Annotated in this window: 12 protein-coding genes and 1 pseudogene; 11 read left to right on the top strand and 2 right to left on the bottom strand. The window is 65.2% G+C overall.

All coding sequences use genetic code 11. The features are described 5' to 3' along the window. Positions 1-23: 23 nt before the first annotated feature. On the bottom strand, positions 24-704 hold the full coding sequence (locus CRM89_RS28565; protein WP_098086744.1) for a TetR/AcrR family transcriptional regulator: 681 nt from the start codon (positions 702-704) through the stop codon (positions 24-26). Between the two features lie 220 nt (positions 705-924). Between CRM89_RS28565 and CRM89_RS28570 the strand changes: the two genes are divergently transcribed. Then, positions 925-1,821: a phytanoyl-CoA dioxygenase family protein gene (locus tag CRM89_RS28570; protein WP_172964594.1), complete on the top strand. Its 897-nt coding sequence runs from the start codon at positions 925-927 to the stop codon at positions 1,819-1,821. Positions 1,822-1,840: 19 nt separating this feature from the next. Further along, positions 1,841-3,310, top strand: coding sequence for an MFS transporter (locus tag CRM89_RS28575; RefSeq protein ID WP_098086746.1), 1,470 nt, complete (start codon positions 1,841-1,843; stop codon positions 3,308-3,310). 89 nt (positions 3,311-3,399) lie between these two features. Here CRM89_RS28575 and CRM89_RS28580 read toward each other — a convergent pair whose 3' ends face one another. Next, positions 3,400-4,083 (bottom strand): TetR/AcrR family transcriptional regulator, encoded by a 684-nt coding sequence (locus CRM89_RS28580; protein WP_098086747.1) that lies wholly within the window; start codon positions 4,081-4,083, stop codon positions 3,400-3,402. Between the two features lie 320 nt (positions 4,084-4,403). On the opposite strand from CRM89_RS28580, the gene CRM89_RS28585 reads away from it, so the two are divergent. The 9 genes and pseudogenes from CRM89_RS28585 to CRM89_RS28625 all read left to right on the top strand — a co-directional run bounded on the left by CRM89_RS28585 (position 4,404) and on the right by CRM89_RS28625 (position 19,611). Beyond that, positions 4,404-6,818: an AMP-binding protein gene (locus tag CRM89_RS28585; RefSeq protein ID WP_098086748.1), complete on the top strand. Its 2,415-nt coding sequence runs from the start codon at positions 4,404-4,406 to the stop codon at positions 6,816-6,818. A 13-nt stretch (positions 6,819-6,831) separates the two neighbouring features. Continuing rightward, entirely contained in the window at positions 6,832-7,926 is a 1,095-nt protein-coding gene (locus CRM89_RS28590; RefSeq protein WP_098087165.1) for a Zn-dependent alcohol dehydrogenase, read from the top strand. A gap of 29 nt (positions 7,927-7,955) precedes the next feature. Beyond that, the gene (locus CRM89_RS28595) at positions 7,956-9,413 is read left to right on the top strand and encodes an aldehyde dehydrogenase (protein ID WP_098086749.1); all 1,458 of its coding nucleotides are present in this window, start codon (positions 7,956-7,958) and stop codon (positions 9,411-9,413) included. A gap of 106 nt (positions 9,414-9,519) precedes the next feature. Further along, a complete protein-coding gene (locus CRM89_RS28600; RefSeq protein ID WP_098086750.1) occupies positions 9,520-11,184 on the top strand; it encodes an NAD(P)/FAD-dependent oxidoreductase in 1,665 nt (554 codons plus the stop codon). Next, positions 11,181-11,555: a hotdog domain-containing protein gene (locus tag CRM89_RS28605; protein WP_098086751.1), complete on the top strand. Its 375-nt coding sequence runs from the start codon at positions 11,181-11,183 to the stop codon at positions 11,553-11,555. The genes CRM89_RS28600 and CRM89_RS28605 overlap by 4 nt, the downstream gene beginning before the upstream one ends. Positions 11,556-11,693: 138 nt before the next feature. Further along, a complete protein-coding gene (locus CRM89_RS28610) occupies positions 11,694-12,389 on the top strand; it encodes a transporter (RefSeq protein ID WP_098086752.1) in 696 nt (231 codons plus the stop codon). A 139-nt stretch (positions 12,390-12,528) separates the two neighbouring features. Further along, complete coding sequence (locus CRM89_RS28615; protein ID WP_098086753.1) at positions 12,529-14,121, top strand: AMP-binding protein; 1,593 nt, start codon at positions 12,529-12,531, stop codon at positions 14,119-14,121. Positions 14,122-14,461: 340 nt separating this feature from the next. Further along, positions 14,462-17,706, top strand: a pseudogene (locus CRM89_RS28620) (protein kinase). Positions 17,707-17,943: 237 nt separating this feature from the next. Further along, entirely contained in the window at positions 17,944-19,611 is a 1,668-nt protein-coding gene (locus CRM89_RS28625; protein WP_127516355.1) for a hypothetical protein, read from the top strand. The last annotated feature ends 6 nt before the right edge of the window (positions 19,612-19,617 follow it).

Consider the following 19,617-nt stretch of genomic DNA (forward strand, 5'->3'; position numbering starts at 1 on the left):
ACTACTCTCGGGTCAACGTGGTATCACTTCACGTTCACCCAGGACACGAGCGATCGCAAGGTTTGCTCGGTGGAGACCTGGGGGACCGTGACGGCAGGCGCGGCCGCACCGCCGAGGTTGGCGGCGATCCAGGCGTCGAGCACACCGAGTGTCAGCTCAATCTGCGACGCTGTCGCTGTGCGGTCGGTGAATACCAGCCAGTTGAGCGCGAATCCGTCGGACAGCGCGGACACGATGTAAGTCAGTGCGTCGAGGGTGTCCGGCTCCACCGTCTGGCCTGCCTCGGTCGCAACCGTTTCGAGGATGGTCCGCATGGTCGCGAATGCCTCGTTGTACACCATCTCGGCCTGTCGGCCTTGCTGGCGCTGGCCCCAGCTGATCAACTCGATGATCGCTGCGCCGAAGTCCGGGTTCACCAGGTACCACTCCATCAGGCCTCGTAGCAGGGCGCGGGCGGTGGTGGCCACGTCGGCGTGAACCTCGCAGTGCGTCAGGACTTCTCGATACTGTTCGGCGACGTGTTCGAAGACGGCCGCGAACAGCACTTCCTTCGTGGAGAAGCAGTAATGCAGCGTGGCCAGCGGTGCGTTCGCTTCCTGTGCGATGCGGCGTGTGGTCGCGCCGTCCACGCCTTCGGCGGCGATCACGCGCACGGCCGCCGCCACCAGTTCGGCGCGACGTTCGGCAGCGGGGATGCGGGCCATGAACTTCTCCTGTCAGAGCCGATTTGAACGAATGATCAAGTCAAGTCGAATGCCACGGTAGCAGTCAGAGGATTCCTGCACTGCCGAATCGCAGGGAATGCATCGAATTGCGCGACGTACGGCCCATTCTGTTCAAATGCCTTGATCGATTGACTAACTTGACTTACCGTATGAGCCAGATCACATGTGCGCCGCACCCTTTCGAAGGAACGAACCACTCATGACGAACGAACTCACGCGCCTGGCACCCGACGCCACCATCGACGCCGTGGTGGAGGTGATCATGCGAGACGGTGGCGTGATCATCGAAGGGCTATTCGACGACGCCACTGTCAAGGGACTCGAGAACGACTTGAATCCCGTCCTCGATCGGGTGGACACCGGCCACGACGAGGTGTTCGCCGGCAACCGAACCAAGCGCGCAGGAGCCTTGTTCGCGCGGACCGAGCACATGGTGACGATCGCGCTGAACCCGCTGTACCGGGGCGTGGCCGAGCGCATCCTCAACAAGCAGATCAACGTCTTCTTCGGTGAGGAGTCGGTGCCGAATCCGGCGGGCATGCACGTCGGCGCGACGATGGCCATCAAGATCGGCCCTGGTCAGGGTTCGCAGCCGCTGCACCGCGACGACTCGGTGTGGTTGTGGCGGCACCCCACCTATCAGCGTGAGGCGCGGGTGCAGATCATGGTGGCGGTCAGCGACTTCACCGCCGAGAACGGTGGCACCCTGGTGATCCCCGGCTCGCACTTGTGGGACGACGAGCGCGCACCGCGCCTCGAGGAGGCGGTCCCCACGGAGATGAAGGCCGGGTCGGCGGTGATCTGGATCGGCTCCACCTATCACGGTGGTGGTCGCAACACCACGTCGGACGAGTACCGCGTCGGCGTGACGATGGGCTACGACCTCGCCTTCCTGCGCCCAGAGGAGAACCCCTTCCTCGCCTACACCCTCGACCAGATCCGGTCGTTCCCGCAGGAGATCCAGCGTGCGCTCGATTGGTCCTCGGAGCACTACGTCGGGTGGGTCGAGGTCGGGGGCCAGATGTCGGACCCCATGAACCTGCTCAGCCGTGACGACTACACCGCCATCGGCGCCACGCTCCCGGCACACGCCTGATCACGAATCGGAGAACCTCATGACAGAGATCCGTCAGCAAGCCGGACTCGCCGGCGAGGATCCTGCTCGCGGTGCGCCGCGTAAAGGAGTGCTCATCGGTGTCGGCACGTTGCTGGTTGTCCTGACCAATGCCGTCATCTTCATTCTGCCGCCGCTGTTGCCGGTCATTCAGGCGCAGTACGGTCTCGCCACGGTCGCCGAGACGACATGGCTCTATACCGCGCTGACCCTCGGTGGGGGAGCGGGCTTTATCCTGCTGCCGCGCCTGGCCGATCTGTACGGCGACCGAAACGCCTCGGTGGCGGCGTCCGCTTTCCTCGCGGTCGGCGCGCTCATTCCGGCGGTCGGCGACTCGTATCCGACCCTTCTGGTCGGTTGCATTCTGATGGGCTTCGGTGGTGCGGCGCAGCTGCTTCCGCTCGGTTTCCTGCGCCGCAATCTCGGCGAGGACGGCATCACGGTGGGTGTCGCGGTCCTGGTCATCGCGACCGGTGTCGGCATCGTCGTGGGCATGATCGGCGGCGGCTTCATCGTCGAGAGTCTGTCGCTGCGAAGCTTTTTCGTCATCCTCACCGCGGTGTGCGCGGCTTCGACGGTCGCGTGCTTTGCGATGATTCCGGACGCCCCGCCCGCGGAACGTACCGGCAGCATCGCCGTCGTCGGCACGGTGTGGATGATCGCGTGGGTGGCGGCGATCCTGCTGGCCCTGACGCAAGGCCTCGTGTGGGGCGCCGCGGCACTCGTTCCGTTGCTGGTCGGCATTGTCGGCGGCATCGCCTGGATGCGTGTCGAGCGCCGGTCGACCTCGGCGGTGTTCGACGTCGCATTGATGAAGACGCCGCTGGTCACCGCGTCGTGTGTGTGCATCGCCCTGTTCGCGGCGGTGAACTCGGCCTTCCTGCTGCTGCTCAGCACGTACGCCCAGATCATTCCCGGGGATCTTCGTCCAGAAGACTCCTACGGCCTCGGCCTGAGCGCGCTGCAGACCGGCTGGCTCATGGCACCTTTTGCGGCGGCGTTCCTGATCCGCGGCACGATGCTCGATCGTGCTCTGCTCAACGGCCGTGGTATGACCGTCTTCGTCAGCGCAGCGCTCATCTGCGCATTGGGGTTGGCTTGGCTCGCACTGGCGCACGAGCAGCTGTGGCATTACCTTGTGGGGGCCGCGGTCATAGGTCTCGGGACCAGAATCGGCTACGCGGCGGGATTCACCATGGTGCAGATGGCGGTGCCCGAAGAGAAGACCGGGATGGCGGCCGGAATCGCGGGCACCTTCATGGCCGTGGGTTTCGCCTTCGGCACGGCGCTGGTAAGTGGCGACCTCAGTGCCTCGCTGGTTCCGGTGGTGGGCACCGGTCTCGAGGTTGCTGACAAGGGCCTCTACAGCATCGGCTACTGGCTGTCGGGAGTTCTCGCCCTGCTCGTCGTGGTGACCGTGGTGATCTCACGCGCTCGGTCCGGTCGGCGCGCCGGCGCAGCCTCGGCCTGATTCAATTCGCTCTCGACGGCATCGGCTCGTGCGCACTATCGGCCCCGACCTGGCGAGATGGTGCGTGCGGGCCGCTGCGCGCCCGCTCACTATCGGTCGATGCTCACCCAGGATGTCAGCGAACGCATGGTGTCTTCGGATGAAGTCTTCGCGGCCGGCATCACCGGCATGGCCGCATCGCAGAGGTTGGCGGCGATCCAGGCGTCGAGCACACCGAGTGTCAGCTCAATCTGCGACGTTGCCGCTGTGCGGTCGGTGAACGCCAGCCAGTTGAGCGCGAATCCGTCGGACAACGTGGTCATGGTGTAGGTCAACGCATCGATCGTTCTCGGGTCGATCGTCTGGCCTGCCTCGGTCGCAACCGTTTCGAGGATGGTCCGCATGGTCGCGAATGCCTCGTTGTACACCATCTCGGCCTGTCGGCCTTGCTGGCGCTGGCCCCAGCTGATCAACTCGATGATCGCTGCGCCGAAGTCCGGGTTCACCAGGTACCACTCCATCAGGCCTCGTAGCAGGGCGCGGGCGGTGGTGGCCACGTCGGCGTGAACCTCGCAGTGCGTCAGGACTTCTCGATACTGTTCGGCGACGTGTTCGAAGACGGCCGCGAACAGCACTTCCTTCGTGGAGAAGCAGTAATGCAGCGTGGCCAGCGGTGCGTTCGCTTCCTGTGCGATGCGGCGTGTGGTCGCGCCGTCCACGCCTTCGGCGGCGATCACGCGCACGGCCGCCGCCACCAGTTCGGCGCGACGTTCGGCAGCGGGGATGCGGGCCATGAACTTCTCCTGTCAGAGCCGATCTGGACGGATGATCAAGTCACTTCAAAGGCTACCAGGTGTATGCGAACGAGCCGTCGGGTGAGTCCTCTATCGCAAAGGCGTAGCGCAAAGGCAGACCCCGGCTATGGCGGTCTTCATTGGTTCTAGTCGATCGCCTTGATCATATGACTATGTTCTTCTAGGCTATGACCGAGACCACACTCCGACCCCATCGGCGATCGGAGGGATACGGGCCACGTGCTCACCGCGGATATGCCGTCACGACGCGGTCGTGAGCGGCACCCGCATCGCACCCGACAAGCGTGAAGAGGTTGACCATGACCGGAATCGAATCAGTTCCCCGCGATTGCGCCATCGCGCGCGACCGCATGGCTGAGGACCCGCCGATCGGCACCCTCGTCGACCTGCTGGCGACCCAGGCCGCCACATCGCCCGACCGCGAATTCCTTCGGTTCACGGAAGGATCGTGGACCTTCGCTGAGATCGACGACTGGACCTCTCGGCTGGCCCGTCGACTGGCCACGGATGACGGTGTCCGACCGGGGGACCGGGTCGCGATCATGCTGCCCAACGTGGTGCAGTGGCCGGTCGCCTGGCTGGCGATCCTCAAGGCGGGCGCGGTGACGGTGCCGGTGAACTCGTCGTACCAGCGCGCCGATCTGGAGTTCGTCCTCCAGGACTCCGGCGCCCGGGTGCTGTTCACCGACGCCGAGCACGCCGGCCTGGTCGAGGAGGTCCGCATCGCGAACGGCGAACTGGCCGATCTTCGGGTCGTCGAAGCCTCTTCGCCGGCCGAGCTGGCGGCGTACCCGGCGGAACGGCTGGCCGTCGAGATCACCGGCCAGACCCTCGCGAACCTCCAATACACCTCAGGGACCACCGGTTTCCCCAAGGCCTGCATGTTGACCCACGACTATTGGGTCCGGCTGGGGTGGGTATGTGCGAGCGCGGCGAGTCTGGGACGGGACGACGTGGTACTCACCTCGCAGCCGTTCTCGTACATGGATCCGCAGTGGAACACTTCGCTGTGTCTGACGATCGGCGCGCCGCTGGTGGTGCTACCCCGGTTCTCCGCCTCGGGCTTCATGGCCGACGTCCGCAGGCACCGCGCCACGTTCTGCTACGTGCTCGGCTCGATGCCCACGCTGCTGTTCAAACAGCCGCCGAGCCCGCACGACCGGGACAACGATCTGCGCCTGGTGATGTGCTCTGCAATCCCTGTCGCGCTGCACGCGCAGCTCGAACAGCGTTGGGGTGCACCGTGGCGTGAGCTCTTCGGCATGACCGAAAGCGGGGTTGACCTGGTCAGTCTCCCCGAGAGTACTGCCGACGTCGGCAGCGGGCGGTTGGGTCACCCGTTTCCCACCAAGGAGGTCCGGGTGGTCGATCCGGAAGGTCGCGACGTTGCCGAGGGAGAACCCGGCGAACTGATCACCGCTGGCAGACCGATGATGCTCGGCTACTGGAACCGGCCGGCGGAAACCGCGCAGACGCTGCGCGACGGCTGGCTACACACCGGCGACGTCGCTGTTCGCGAAGCAGGCAGCTACCGCCTGGTGGGCCGGATCAAGGACATGGTGCGCCGCGGCGGCGAGAACATTGCGAGCGCCGAGGTCGAGCGCGTCCTCGAGCGCGACGACACCGTTGTCGCGACGGCGGTCGTCGGCGTCCCGGACGAGCTGTTCGGCGAAGAGGTGAAGGCCTTTGTGCAGCTGGCACCCGGGGTAGAAGAGAGCCGCGCGAGCGCGGAGCGAATCATCGGTGGCACGCGAACCCAGCTCGCGCGCTTCAAAGTTCCGCGCTACGTCGAGTTCGTTGCCGACTTTCCGCGGACCCCCTCCGAGCGGGTGTCCAAGCCGGCCCTGAAGGCGCGCTCCGCTGTGCATCCAGGCATCACCTATGACCTGCAGCCGCCACGCACCGTCGGCAGTGCGCCAACTGAGGAGCCAAATATGACCGAGAACTACCTGGATGTGCGCATCGACCGCGACGTCGCCGTGCTCACACTGAACCGCCCCGCGAAGCTCAACGCGATGGACGTGGACACCCGAGTGCTGCTCGCGCAAACCATCCGACGGTTCGGGACGGGTGACGTCGTCCGCGGGATCGTGCTGACGGGTGCCGGGCGGGCCTTCTCCGCCGGGGAAGACCTGCAGACCGTCCCGACCAGTTACAACGAGGTCCACGAGGCCTTCGCGACCTTCCACGACATCACCCGCGCGATTCTCGAGACAAAGATCCCGGTGATCGCGGCTGTCAACGGCATCGCGGTCGGTGGTGCCTCGGAGATCACGCTGTGCTGTGACGGTCGGATCGGCAGCACGGCCGCCGAGTACTTCCAGCCGGAGAACCACCGCGGGATCATCATCTCCAACGCCTCGAGCTTCCTGATGAGCCGCCTGGTCCGCAACCACGCGATGCGAATCATCCTGGGCTCTCAGCGAATCGACGCGGACGAGGCGCTACGGATCGGGCTGCTCGACGAGATCGTGGCCCCGGAGACACTGGTGGACCGCGCGGTCGAGGTGGTCGGCCAGTGGAACTCCGATCCCCGGATCACCGCGCTGCACCTGGGTCTTCTGCGGCCGCGCCCCGAAGACATCGAGGCCGCGTTCGCCCGCGAGGACGACGCCGCCCGCCAATCCTGGGAGTCCGGCGCCTTCACCGAGGGCATCGCGGGTTTCTGGGCATCGAAGAACGCGGCGTCGTCGGCGCCCGCGCAGAGCAACTAGATCGGACACGATGATGATCAGCACCGAAGCAGCTGTCCTCACCGCGGTCAACGAGCCGCTGGAGTTCACCGAGATCCTGGTCGACGACCCGGAGCCCAACGAGGTCCGGCTCGCGGTCTCGAATGTGGGCCTGTGCCACAGCGACCTGCACTACATGACCGGAACCGTCGGCGCGGACCTGCCCGTGGTGGTCGGCCACGAGGTAGCGGGTGTGGTCGAGTCGGTCGGCTCCGCGGTGACCACCTTGCGCCCCGGCGACCGCGTCGTCGGCGCCCTCACGCCCTCGTGCGGGCTGTGCCGCAACTGTCAGGTCGGGCACTCGACCCAGTGCCAGCGCGTCACCCAGATCCGGCAGCGGCCCCGGCCCGCCTTCCAGCTGCCCGACGGACAGGTCATTCACCGCCTCGCTGACATCGGCGCGTTCTCCCGCCACACGCTGATGCGTGAGAACGCGCTGGTGAAGGTGGCCGACGAGGTGGGTCTGCACGTGGGCTGCCTGCTCTCGTGCTGCATCATCACCGGTGTCGGCGCCGTGTTCCGCGGTGCCGAGGTGCGCCCCGGCTCCACGGTCGCCGTGATCGGTTGCGGCGGTGTGGGTTCGGCGATCATCCAGGGTGCGCGACTGGCCGGTGCCTCGGCGATCGTGGCCGTCGATCTCGACGACGCGCGCCTGGCCGCGGCCCGCACCTACGGCGCCACCCACGTCGTGAACGGCGCGGCCGACGTGGCCGCCGAGATCCAGAACCTGCTCGGTGACGGCGTGGACTACTCGTTCGAGGCCGTCGGCAGCGCGCGGACCGCCGCCACCGCGCTGGAGGTGCTGCGCCCCACCGGCACCGCGTGCCTGGTCGGTATCGCCCCCGACGGCACCGATCTGACGCTGCCCGCCTGGAACTTCTTCTTCAGCGAGAAGCGCCTCATCGGCTCCTACATGGGGTCGGGACAGGCGCAGGAGGACATCGCCCAGTTCGCCCGCCTGTACCAGCAGGGGCGGCTGCTGCTCGACGAGATGGTCAGCGATGTCATCGGATTCCGGGACATCGACAAGGGCTTCGAGGCGATGAAGTCCGGCGAAGTCACCCGCATCGTCGCCGACCTCACTGTCTGAGACCTGTTCGCGCACCGAAGGAGCACCTGATGACGAACCCGCAACTGCCCCAACCGATCAACTACATCGCCGACGAGTGGTCCGAGTGCGCGACGATTCCCGACGCCTGGAACCTCGATCCCAACACCGGCCTGCCGGTGCACCGCGCCGTCACCACCACCCCTGCGGATGTGGAACGCGCATTGCGCCATGCCGAGCAGTCCTACGGTTTCGAACGCTGGGACGACGCGGCGAGCGAGGAACGCGCCGAGATCATCGAGCGCGCGGCCGACATCGTCGAGTCCCGCATCGAGGACATCGCCCGCACCGACGCTCTCACCAGCGGTGTCCCGATCGCCAAGGCCCGGATGGTCGCCCAGTTCCTGCCGTACCGGATCCGTTCGGCGGCCGCGGAATTGCGGACCATCCCGCGTCGCACCGCGCTCGAGGCCGGTGGGCGGGACGTGCGTTTGTACAAGGTCCCGTGGGGGCCGGCCGCCATCCTCACCCCGTGGAACGGCCCGAGTTTCATTCCCGCCGCGAAGATGGTGAGCGCGCTGGCCGCCGGCTGCCCGGTGATCCTCAAGCCGTCCGAACACGCGCCGAGCAGCGCCCAGATCATCGTCGAGAGCTTCGTGAAGGCCGGGCTGCCAGCCGGCGCGTTGCAGCTGCTGCACGGTGCGGGTGACGTGGGCGCGGCCGTCACCGGTGACCGGCGCGTAAAGATCGTCTCCTTCACCGGCGGCCCGAACGCGGGCCGGGCGATCGCCCGCGCGGCGGCCGAGGACTTCAAGGTGCTCCAGCTCGAGCTCGGCGGCAACAACCCGGCCCTGGTGCTCGATGATGCCGACATCGACGTGGCGGCCGACGGCATCCTCGACGGGATGACCAAGCTCAACGGTCAGTGGTGCGAGGGCCCCGGCAAGGTGCTCGCGCACAAGAGCCTGGTCGAACCGCTGCTCGAGGCGCTGCTGGACCGGATCGCCCACCTCGAGATCGGCAACTCGCTCGACGAGAGCACCGAACTCGGCCCCATCTCCAACGCCCCGCACTTCGCGACACTCCAGAGTCGCGTCGAAGGGCTGCGGGCCAACGGCGCGACCATCCATCAGCCCGCGAAACTTCCCGGCCTCGATGGCTTCTTCCTGTCGCCGACTGTCGCCACGGGCGTCGATGCCTCGCTGGCGACCGCCGAGCTGTTCGGCCCGCTCATTAGCCTGCACGCCGTGGAGTCCGACGATGACGCCCTGCGCGTGGCCAACGCCGACCCGTCAGGGCTGGACGCCTACGTGTTCGGCGGCGACCTGGATCGTGCTGTCGAGGTCGGCTCGCGGGTGCTCTCGGGTGAGGTGCGGGTGAACGGCGCCAAGCTCGCCGACCTGGCCGACGGCTCGGCCCAAAGCTTCTGGGGCACTTCGGGAATCGGCGGGCACGGCCCGAGCGAGGCGGTTCGGGTGTTCTGCGGCGACCGAGTGGTCGGCGTCGATTCTCCCGACCTGCCGATGTAGCGACCGGAGTAATTCCCCCGAACCCCTTGACTGTGACCGGGGCCACTGTTTTACTGGTCTAAGTCGATTGATCCAGTCATATGACTTTCATGAAAGCGGCAATCCCATGAACTTCCCCTCCGCCTCGGATACCGGGATCGTCGATGTCATCGGCATCGGCGCCGGCTTCTCCGGCCTCTACCTCGCACACCGGCTGACGACGGCGGGCTGGTCCTTCGCCGGTTTCGAAGCAGGCCCCAGCGTCGGCGGCACCTGGTTCTGGAACACCTACCCGGGCGCCCGCTGCGACGTCGAGAGCATCTACTACTCCTACTCCTTCGACGAGGCACTCCAGCAGGAGTGGACGTGGAGCCAGCGCTTCGCCCCACAGGCCGAGATCCTCAGCTACATCGAGCACGTCGCCGACCGCTTCGACCTGCGCAAGCACTTCACCTTCAACACCCGCGTGGTCGCCTCCACCTGGAACGCCGCCGACCGGCTCTGGGAAGTGCGGCTCGACAACGGTGAGATCCGGCGCAGCCGCTATCTGATCTCGGGTGCGGGCGGCCTGTCCACGCCGAAGGACTTCGACGTGCCCGGCCTGTCGAACTTCACCGGGTTGACGGTGTCGACGAGCCGGTGGAACATCTCCCTCGACGACCTCGCGGGCAAGCGCGTCGCCGTGATCGGCACGGGATCCTCCGGGGTGCAGGCGATTCCGCTGATCGCCGAGGTCGCCGAACACCTCACGGTGTTCCAGCGCACCCCGAACTACGTGATGCCCGCCCGCAATGCCGAACTCACGCCCGAGCAAGTCGCCGCCGTCAAGGACAACTATCCGGCGGTCCGTGAGGAGTGCAGGCACTCGCCCGGCGGAATCCCCGACCGTCCCGTCACCGACAACGCCTTCGACGTCTCCGACGAAGAGCGCCGCCGCCGCTACGAGGCGGCCTACGAACGCAGCGGCTTCCAGGGCGTCGGCGGCGAGTTCGCCGACCTGCTCACCGATGTCGAAGCGAACCGGACCGCGTCGGAGTTCATCCACGACAAGATCCGCGAGATCGTGAAAGACCCGGTCACCGCGGATCTGCTCGTGCCCAAGTACCACCCGCTCGGCGCCAAGCGCAGCGTCTTCGGCACCGACTACTACGAGACCTACAACCGGCCCAACGTCTCGCTGGTCTCGCTGCGCGAGGAGTCGATCGAGACGATGACGGACAACGCCATCGTCACCTCGAAGGGCCGCTACGAGGTGGACGCGATCGTGCTCGCGATCGGCTTCGACGCCTTCACCGGTCCGCTCTACGGCCTCAACCTCACCGGCGCGTCCGGCAAGAAGCTGCAGGAGACCTGGCAGGACGGTGTCCGTACGTACCTCGGGATCATGGCCGCCGACTTCCCCAACTTCTTCATGGTCGGCGGTCCTCAGAGTCCTGCGCTGGCCAGCAACGTGGTGATGACCATCGAGCAGGCCGTCGACTGGATCGCCGACCTCATCGAGCACGCCCGCGACAACGGCGCCACGCTGATCGAGGCCACCCCCGAGGGGCAGAACGACTGGGTGGACATCTCGGAGGAGACCGTCGCCGTCACGTTGTACGCCACAACCGACTCCTGGTACCGGGGCTCCAACATCGAGGGCAAGCCCAACACCTTCATGGGCTATGTCGGCGGAGTCGGCAAGTACCGCCGCATGTGCACCGAAATCGCCAAGCGCGGCTACCCCGGCATCGCGATCGACGGCGAAACAGAGACCCGCCACCTGGGCCCCATCCACCGGGAGATCGCATGAGCACGGCACTCCACCGGCGCTACGTGGCCTTTTCCGATGCGCACTACGCGGGCAACCTGGTCGACGGCGCCTACGCCCTCAAGCTCTTCGGAGACGTCGGCACGAACCTGTCTATCGAGCTGGACGGCCACGAGGGGCTATTCGCCGGCTACTCGTCGGTGCAGTTCCTCGCCCCGATCCGGGGCGGCGATGTCGTCGAGGCCGAAGCGACCCTGGTCAAGAAGGGAAACCGCAGCCGCACAGTCGATTTCGAGCTCAGGGTGATCTGTCGCGGCTCCGACGACACCGGCCGCGCACAGGTCCTGGAGCCACCCCTCGTCGCGGTCCGCGCTCGCGGCACCGCAGTCATCCCCGCCGACGAGAAGCAGTAGAAGCCCTCGGGCTGATCTACGACCGTTTCGACGGCAGCCCCGCCCTGTACGCGGCCCGGTTCGCCGACCGCGCTCCGATCGCTTGGTAGCCCGCACGAAAACAACTCTTGGCGCAAGCCAACCTCCAAGGAGAAGATCATGTCCATCAAAGAACTGCTCTTCGCGGTCACGGACATCTGGATGCTCGCCGTCGGCTTCATCTACGGGATCAAGTTCATCCGGAACCACAAGAACTACCTGCTCGGTATCGAGTGGATCGTCGTCGCGACCTCTGGCACGAACTTCCTGCTCTACGGTCTGCTGAAGGCCGGTCACGACAGCCCGATGTACACCTTCTCCTTCTTCCTCGATGCCTTCTCCCGGTCCTTCGGCTTCACGCTGGTCCTGGTCCTCGGGTTGATGCAGGTCACCCACCGCTACAAGCCATCGGCGGCGGTGGACATCGGCGCGTTCGCGCTCGCAGGTGTAGCGGGCTACCTGCTCTTCGCCTTTGCTGAGGAGATCGGTACCGCGGGCAAGATCTTCTACATCGTGGCCAACGTGCTCACCACGATCTTCCTGATGTACTTCGTCAAGCGCCTGTGGGAGATCGGGGAGCGCGGGCACGCTGTGTGGGCCGCCATCGCCACCGCCTGCGGCTTCATCATCTCCTCGACCTACGACTTCGTCCACATCCCAGGCGACGACGCCGAGCACACGATCTTCTACATCTTCGCGCTGTCCACGTGGGGCCTGCAGCTGTTCACGTATTTCCGCGCCTACCGGGCGTTCGACGCCTACAACAAGCGCGTCGATGCCCAGACGGTCAGTGGCGCCGCACCCGCTACAGCGTGAGCGGCGGCTGAACCAGCCCTGGCATATCGCCGACCCACCCCACACGAGGCGGGTCGGCGATATGCCGGTAGTCACCACACCCCCGGTTGCTGCCGAGCAGTACCCGCAGCCAACTGCTCAACACTTCAAGGAAGACCCAGTGAGCTTCAAGAGCCCGTTTCCGGACGTCGAGATCCCGAACCTCAGTGTCTACGATTTCCTGTTCAGTCGACTCGACCCAGCGAATACGGAACGGCCCGCACTGATCGACGGCGCCTCCGGCGCTGTCACCACCTACCGGTCGCTGGTCGCCCAGATCAACGACGTCGCCGGGGCGCTTGCCGCCCGAGGCCTGGTTGTCGGTGAGGTCGTCGGCCTGCACTCGCCGAACGTGCCCGCCTTCGCCGCGGTGTTCCACGGCATCCTCCGCGCCGGCGGCGTCGCGACCACGATCAACGCCCTCTACACCGCCGAGGACATCGCCAAACAGCTCACCGACTCGCACGCGAAATTCCTGTTCACCGTCTCCGCACTGCTGCCGCAGGCCGAGGACGCGGCGACCCGCGCCGGCATCCCGGCCGACCATGTGATCGTCCTCGACGGCGCCGACGGCCACCCGTCCCTGCATGATCTGCTCACCGAGGGCCACCCCGCGCCGCAGGTCTCGTTCGACCCGGCGATTCAGCTGGCGGTGCTGCCATACTCGTCGGGGACCACCGGTCGACCCAAGGGGGTGATGCTCACCCATCGCAACCTGGTCGCCAACATCTGCCAGATCGACCAGCCGATGGTCATCGGCGCCGACGACAAACTCCTTGCGGTGCTGCCGTTCTTCCACATCTACGGGATGACGGTGCTGCTCAACGCGGCCCTGTTCAACCGGGCGACCTTGGTGACGATGCCGAAGTTCGACCTGGTCGAATTCCTGTCCATCGTCTCCGGGCAGCAGTGCACGTACGTGTTCATCGCCCCGCCGGTCGCGGTGGCGTTGGCCAAGCATCCGCTGGTCGACGAGTACGACCTGTCGTCGGTGCATTCGGTCTTCTCCGGTGCCGCCCCGCTGGATCAGGAACTGGGCAAGGCTGTCGCGAACCGGCTCGGCTGCCGGGTCCGGCAGGGCTACGGGATGTCGGAGATGAGCCCGGTCTCGCATGCGATTCCATTCGACCGCGACGACATCGCCTTGGACTCGGTGGGTCTGTCGGTCGCAAACATGGAATGCAAACTCGTCGACCCCGCCACCGGTAAGGAGGTCGCCTACCCGGCCGAGGGGGTCAGTGTGCCGGGGGAGTTGTGGTGCAAGGGCCCGAACATCATGGCCGGCTACCTCGGCAACGACGAGGCGACGGCCGAGACCTTGGATGCGGACGGATACCTGCACACCGGGGACATCGCGACCGTCGACTCCGACGGAGTGGTGACGATCGTGGACCGGATGAAGGAGCTGATCAAGTACAAGGGATACCAGGTGCCGCCGGCGGAGTTGGAGGCGTTGTTGCTCACCCACCCGCACATCGCCGACGCCGCCGTCATCGGTGTCTTGGATGAGGAGGGTGAGGAGGTGCCGAAGGCGTTCGTCGTCCTGCAGCCCGATGCCGACCTGGACGAGGCCTCGGTGATCGCGTTCGTTGCCGAACGGGTCTCGCCGCACAAGAAGGTGCGAAGGGTGGAGTTCATCGACCTCGTGCCGAAGTCCGCGGCGGGCAAGATCCTCCGCAGGGACCTCCGGGCGAAAGAAGCAGCCGGGAAGTAGGAGTCCGCCCGCGTCAAAGTCGCATGCCCGTAACATCGCCCTCGCGGAGTCGGTGCACGTTCGTGCAACTCTCCGGACGCCCACAGGCTCGACGCGATCAATGGCGAGTCGAGGACGTCAGCAACCCGCCCTGAACGCGAACGCAGCACTACGGCAGCCGATCGATCGGAGCAGCCGCGTTTCCTGCACTATCGAGCCCGTAGGTGATGTCAGTTGTGCGGGCTGCAGTAGCCCGCACCTTTCAGGCCGCCGTCAGCGATATCCTGGAAACACGCAAACGAGAGGCTGATCGTGCGGATTTCACCGAACAAATCGTGGACCGGATGAATCGACCCGGACGATGCCCGAAGTCGATCCGTTCGAGACCCACCGCGATGTAACACCGTCGGTCGCGTCGGAGCTGGCCGCCGACGGGTTCGACGATGCCCAAGAGATCGGGCGGGGAGGCTTCGGTGTCGTGTACCGGTGCACGCAGACCTCCCTCGACCGGACCGTCGCGGTGAAGGTACTGACTGACGATCGTGCGGAAGAGGACCGGGAGCGCTTCTTTCGTGAACAGCGGGCGATGGGCCGGCTCACCGGTCACCCCAACATCGTTAATGTCCTCCAGGTCGGAGTCACCGACAGCGGACAACCATTCATCGTGATGCCGTACCACCCGCAGGGCTCTCTGGACGAACGTATCCGAGGGCACGGACCGTTAGATGTGGACGATGTGCTGCAACTGGGGGTGAAACTGGCAGGCGCGTTAGCAGTCGCCCACGCTCATGGCATCATCCATCGCGATGTCAAGCCGGCGAATATTCTTCTCACCGATTATGGGGAGCCGGCGCTCGCGGACTTCGGGATCGCGCACATCTCCGGCGGGTTCGAGACCGCTACCGGCATTGTCACCGGTTCGCCCGCGTTCATCGCGCCCGAGGTTCTCAGCGGCGCTGCCCCGAGCACTGCCTCCGACATCTACGGACTCGGCGCCACTCTGTTCTGCGCCGTCACGGGTCACGCCGCTTTCGAACGTCGCAGCGGCGAACAGTTGGTAGCCCAATTCATCCGCATTACAACGAAATCCGCCCCCGATCTGCGAGAGCACGGCCTCGCCGATGAAGTTGCCACCGTGATCGAGCAGGCAATGGCCGGTCACCCCGGGGACCGGCAACCCTCGGCCGCCGTATTGGGTGAGCGGCTACGCGAAATCCAACGTAGCCGCAGACTGCCTGCGGGCCACATGGCTCTCCGTCCACAAGCCACGGTTGAACCAGAACGGTCCGCAACCGGGGAGATTTCCTCAAGCACTTCCAGCCGTGAGCGCGGGAACCTCCGCCTGGAATTGTCCAGATTCGTTGGCCGGACGCACGAGATCACCGAAGCGAAGAATCTACTCGCATCGTCACGCCTGCTGACCCTGGTGGGAATCGGCGGCGTCGGTAAAACACGACTCGCAGCACAACTCGCCACGAGTATCCGCCGCGAGTTTGCCGACGGCGCATGGCTGGTCGAGCTCGATGAGGTCCGCACGGCGTCTCGATTGATCGACGTGGTGGCTTCCGCGCTCGGTGTGCGGGACCATGCCGAGCGGTCGCTACGCGGGGCTCTGCTCGGCTACTTGTCGTCGCGAGAACTGTTGCTGGTGTTGGACAACTGCGAGCAGGTGGTCGACGCCGTCGCCGACCTCGCTACGGTGCTGCTGCAAGGCAACCCGAATCTGCGCATCCTCGCGACAAGCCGCGAACCCCTTGCGATAGCGGGCGAGGCCGTGCTGCGCGTTCCTCCACTAACCGTCCCCGACGCCGATCGCGATCCGCCACTGCAGGGTCTGCCCCATTACGACGCCGTCGCGCTGTTCACCGAACGTGCTGCCACCGCGGTATCGACCTTCACGTTGACCGAGGCCAACAAGGCCACGGTGATTCGGATTTGTCAGCAGTTGGATGGATTGCCCCTGCCCATCGAATTGGCAGCGGCACGATTGCGCGCGATGTCGCCCGAGCAGATCCTGCAACGACTCTCCGACCGGTTCGCGCTGTTGACCCGAGGGAGCCGAGGCGCACCTTCGCGGCAGCAAACACTCCGATTGTGCATCGACTGGAGTTACGACCTCTGTACCCCGCTCGAACAACGGATATGGGAACGACTGTCAGTGTTCCCCGGCGGCTTCGACCTCGACGCCGCTGAATACGTATGCGGGGAAAGCATGCCGCCGGACGAGTTCCTGGACTCGGTGGCATCCCTCGTCGACAAGTCGATCCTGATCCGCGAAGAACACGGAACCGCAGTCCGTTTCAGGATGCTCGAGACCTTGCGCGCATACGGGCGAGATAGGGCCCAGCACAACGGCGACCCCCACGATCTGCGCCGCCGACACCGAGATTGGTATCGCCAGCTCGCCCTCACCGCCGACGAGGAGTTCATCGGTCCCCGGCAGATCGAGTGGATCGAGCGACTCACCAGTGATCAGCCGAATCTGCGCGACGCCATGGACTTCTGCCTCGCCGAGGACGACGTCGAATCCGGCCTGCAAATCGCAACCCCGTTGTTCCAGCTCTGGGGCGCACGAGGCCAGTTCAGCGAAGCGAGACGTTGGCTCGACCATTTCCTCTCACACCACGGAGCACGGCCGAGCACCGCCACTGTCCGAGCGCTGTACGCCGACTGCTACATGACCGCAGAGCAGCGGGATCCCCACAGAGCTGCAACCCTTGCCGCCCAGGCACGCACTCTCGCCGAACAGCTCACCGACCCCATCGCACACGCGATCGTCGACCATACCGACGGCATCGTCGGACTGATCACCGGCGATCTCGCCCGGGCCGCCTCGAGTTTGGAACGAGCGCAACCAGTGTTCCGGCAAGGTGAAAGCGATCTCGCGCTACTCATCGAGTCTCTGACGTTGCTGGGACTGGCGTATCAACTGCAAGATTCCGAACCCCGCCGGGCTATCGAATGTTACGAGGAAGCACTCGCTATCACGAAAGCACACGGGGAATCGGTCTACCGGGCCTACGTGTTGTGGGCGATGGCCGTTGCCCAACGCCGCATGGGCGCAGAAAGCCGGGCAATCGAGCTGCTCGAAGAGGGAGTGCGGCTCGCTCGACGCGTCGACGATCCAGTCAGTTGCGCGAACTGCATCGAAGTACTCGCCTGGATCACCGCAACCACTGACCCCGAACGCGCCGGCACCCTGATGGGAGCCGCGGAGGCACTCGGCAGCGCGGCCGGGATCCCGTCGGTGTACATTCCCGATCTGTTCGTCCATCACGACGAGTGCGAACAAGTCGTACGCCGGACGCTCGACGAAAGCGTCTTCGAACAGACCTGGCAGCGCGGCAGCGCAATGGATCTCGCATCCGCTGTCGGCTACGCACTTCGCGAGTGCAACTCCAAGACAAGCCCTCCGGTTCCACCAAGTTGAACAAAGGCGAATTAGAGGTCGCGGACCTGATCGCCGGAGGCGATGACCAACAAGGCGATCGCCGCTCGCGTCGTCACATCGCAGCGCACCGCGGGGACACATCGAACACGTCCTCACCAAACTCGGCTTTCACGTGACGAGAACTGGTCGCAGCCTGGATCGTTGACGCGAGTTGACAGCTTCCGGCGTCGATTCTATGCAGGCCCGCACGAACGCGCCCGTTGCCTCCCATCAACGGGGCGCGTTCCGAGGTAGCCGAGTGTCTTGATCCCCGCCCCACCACTAACGCCTCGTTCACCTGCCCAGCAGGACGTCCGCCCGGGCGGAACACTCGGTCAAGGTCACCGAAGAAAACCACTGGGTCGAGAAGGTTCGATTCGATAGAGTCCCAGGCAAAACGTCGAGGGGGGATAGTGGCTGCTGAGGTCGATCATGGGTTCTTCCTGCCTGACCGAGAGCGTCACGTGTACCGGGCATTCGACCAAGAACTCCTCTTAGGACTCGAAAGCTGGGACCGGGGCGAAAGTCCCGGCAGCATAACCAAACCAGACCCTCGCCCCTTCGCAGAGGTGGCCGAGCGATCGGCGAAACAATGTCGCAGGCTGCTGGCCATCCTGTCGCCCGCCGTTGCAATCTCGGCGTGGCGACAGGCCGACCCGGTGGTGCTCCAGGGGCTCAACGACCTGACACTGCTTAATCGGCTGCTCTGGGCACTGGCTGCTGGCGCAACCGGTCACAGCGATGATCCTGGTGTGATCAACCGTTTCCTCGTGCACGCGGCACGGTGGTGGACGGCACAATGGACCGCCGATAGCTTCGAGAAATTCGAAGACGTGATCGACCTTGAACTAGGAGACAGCGCCTCGCGGGAGTTCCTCACCCGGACGAGCTCGAGCGTCATCCGGTACCACTGGGCGTCACGAATGATCTGCAAAGAGATCGGCAATCAGATCCAGCAGGACCCCGGTTACAGGGCGGTCTTCCCGGAGTTCACAGCTGCCAACATCGACCGGTGCCTGAATCTTTGTTGGCAGGACGGGCAGCTGGCAGTCGCGATGACACCATGGACCGACCCCGCAACCCCATTCGCCCAACACGTTGCCCTCAAGGCTGGTGCGCTCGCCGACCGGCCGTTTCCAGAGATCGCCTTGTCAACCGAGATGGACAAGCGCCCCTGGATCGCATTCGCAGACGGTATCGCGCCGATCGCGCTGGGTTCGGTCGCCTTCGCCATGGATCGGGCGCTCCTCGCGGCCGTGGACGACCGGCTTCTTGCTCACCGTGACCATCGCTCCACACCGGTCCTCGACAAGGGGGAACTCTACGAGCGCGTCGCCCAAGCATGCATCAACAACGCTTTGGCCACACTGACCGGCCCACAGCCCTCGCGTCCACTAACTATCCGCATCCCGGGCGAGAATAGACCCGACATCGATTGCGCGGGCATCGGTCATACTGTCGAGTTCATCGGCGAAGTGAAGGCGATGGCGGCACCTCTTCGGATCAACAGCGCGGCAAGCGCATTCGAAGAACAAATATCCAAGGTAATTAGCCAACTTCGCAAGAGGCTCGACGCGATCGACAGCAACACGCCGATCCTCGACGGCAACAAAAATGCGCACTTCGGTTCGCGCCAGACAGTCGGGCTCGGCGTCGTCCTGAACACCTACAGCGGCTCGCTGACTACCCCATCGATGCTGAACCTTCTGCCGTCGGTAGTGGTCAGCGACCGGATCGCGGTCGCCGACCTACACGCATGGATCCTGGTTCTGTCCGCGATGGATTCCTACGACGACATTCGAGCCTATTTCCGTTTCCGGGCTCAACTGCTCGACATGGACGTCAGCGTTATCGACGAATGCGATATCGCACTCACGTACTTTCGGCCCGATCGCGACAAATACCTGATGCGGTGTCAACAGACTCGTGAGGAGGCAATCGACTCGGATCCATATCTGATACTGCCCGCGATGTACATCGATGGAGCGACTGCGTCGGCGTGTCCTCGCCCGACTGACCCGCGTACCTGGCGCAGGCAGTTCTACAACTCGGCGCAGGAAGTACCCCGGTTCGGCGGATAGCCCGTG

The organism is Nocardia sp. FDAARGOS_372 (assembly GCF_002554515.1).
Lineage (GTDB): Bacteria > Actinomycetota > Actinomycetes > Mycobacteriales > Mycobacteriaceae > Nocardia > Nocardia farcinica.

What these genes read in the sequence shown, in the direction of transcription:
- CRM89_RS28575 (WP_098086746.1), top strand. Translation starts at nt 1,841, where the DNA reads ATGACAGAGATCCGTCAGCAAGCCGGACTCGCCGGCGAGGATCCTGCT.
- CRM89_RS28565 (WP_098086744.1), bottom strand. Translation starts at nt 704, where the DNA reads ATGGCCCGCATCCCCGCTGCCGAACGTCGCGCCGAACTGGTGGCGGCG.
- CRM89_RS28580 (WP_098086747.1), bottom strand. Translation starts at nt 4,083, where the DNA reads ATGGCCCGCATCCCCGCTGCCGAACGTCGCGCCGAACTGGTGGCGGCG.
- CRM89_RS28585 (WP_098086748.1), top strand. Translation starts at nt 4,404, where the DNA reads ATGACCGGAATCGAATCAGTTCCCCGCGATTGCGCCATCGCGCGCGAC.
- CRM89_RS28600 (WP_098086750.1), top strand. Translation starts at nt 9,520, where the DNA reads ATGAACTTCCCCTCCGCCTCGGATACCGGGATCGTCGATGTCATCGGC.
- CRM89_RS28570 (WP_172964594.1), top strand. Translation starts at nt 925, where the DNA reads ATGACGAACGAACTCACGCGCCTGGCACCCGACGCCACCATCGACGCC.
- CRM89_RS28590 (WP_098087165.1), top strand. Translation starts at nt 6,832, where the DNA reads ATGATCAGCACCGAAGCAGCTGTCCTCACCGCGGTCAACGAGCCGCTG.
- CRM89_RS28610 (WP_098086752.1), top strand. Translation starts at nt 11,694, where the DNA reads ATGTCCATCAAAGAACTGCTCTTCGCGGTCACGGACATCTGGATGCTC.
- CRM89_RS28595 (WP_098086749.1), top strand. Translation starts at nt 7,956, where the DNA reads ATGACGAACCCGCAACTGCCCCAACCGATCAACTACATCGCCGACGAG.
- CRM89_RS28605 (WP_098086751.1), top strand. Translation starts at nt 11,181, where the DNA reads ATGAGCACGGCACTCCACCGGCGCTACGTGGCCTTTTCCGATGCGCAC.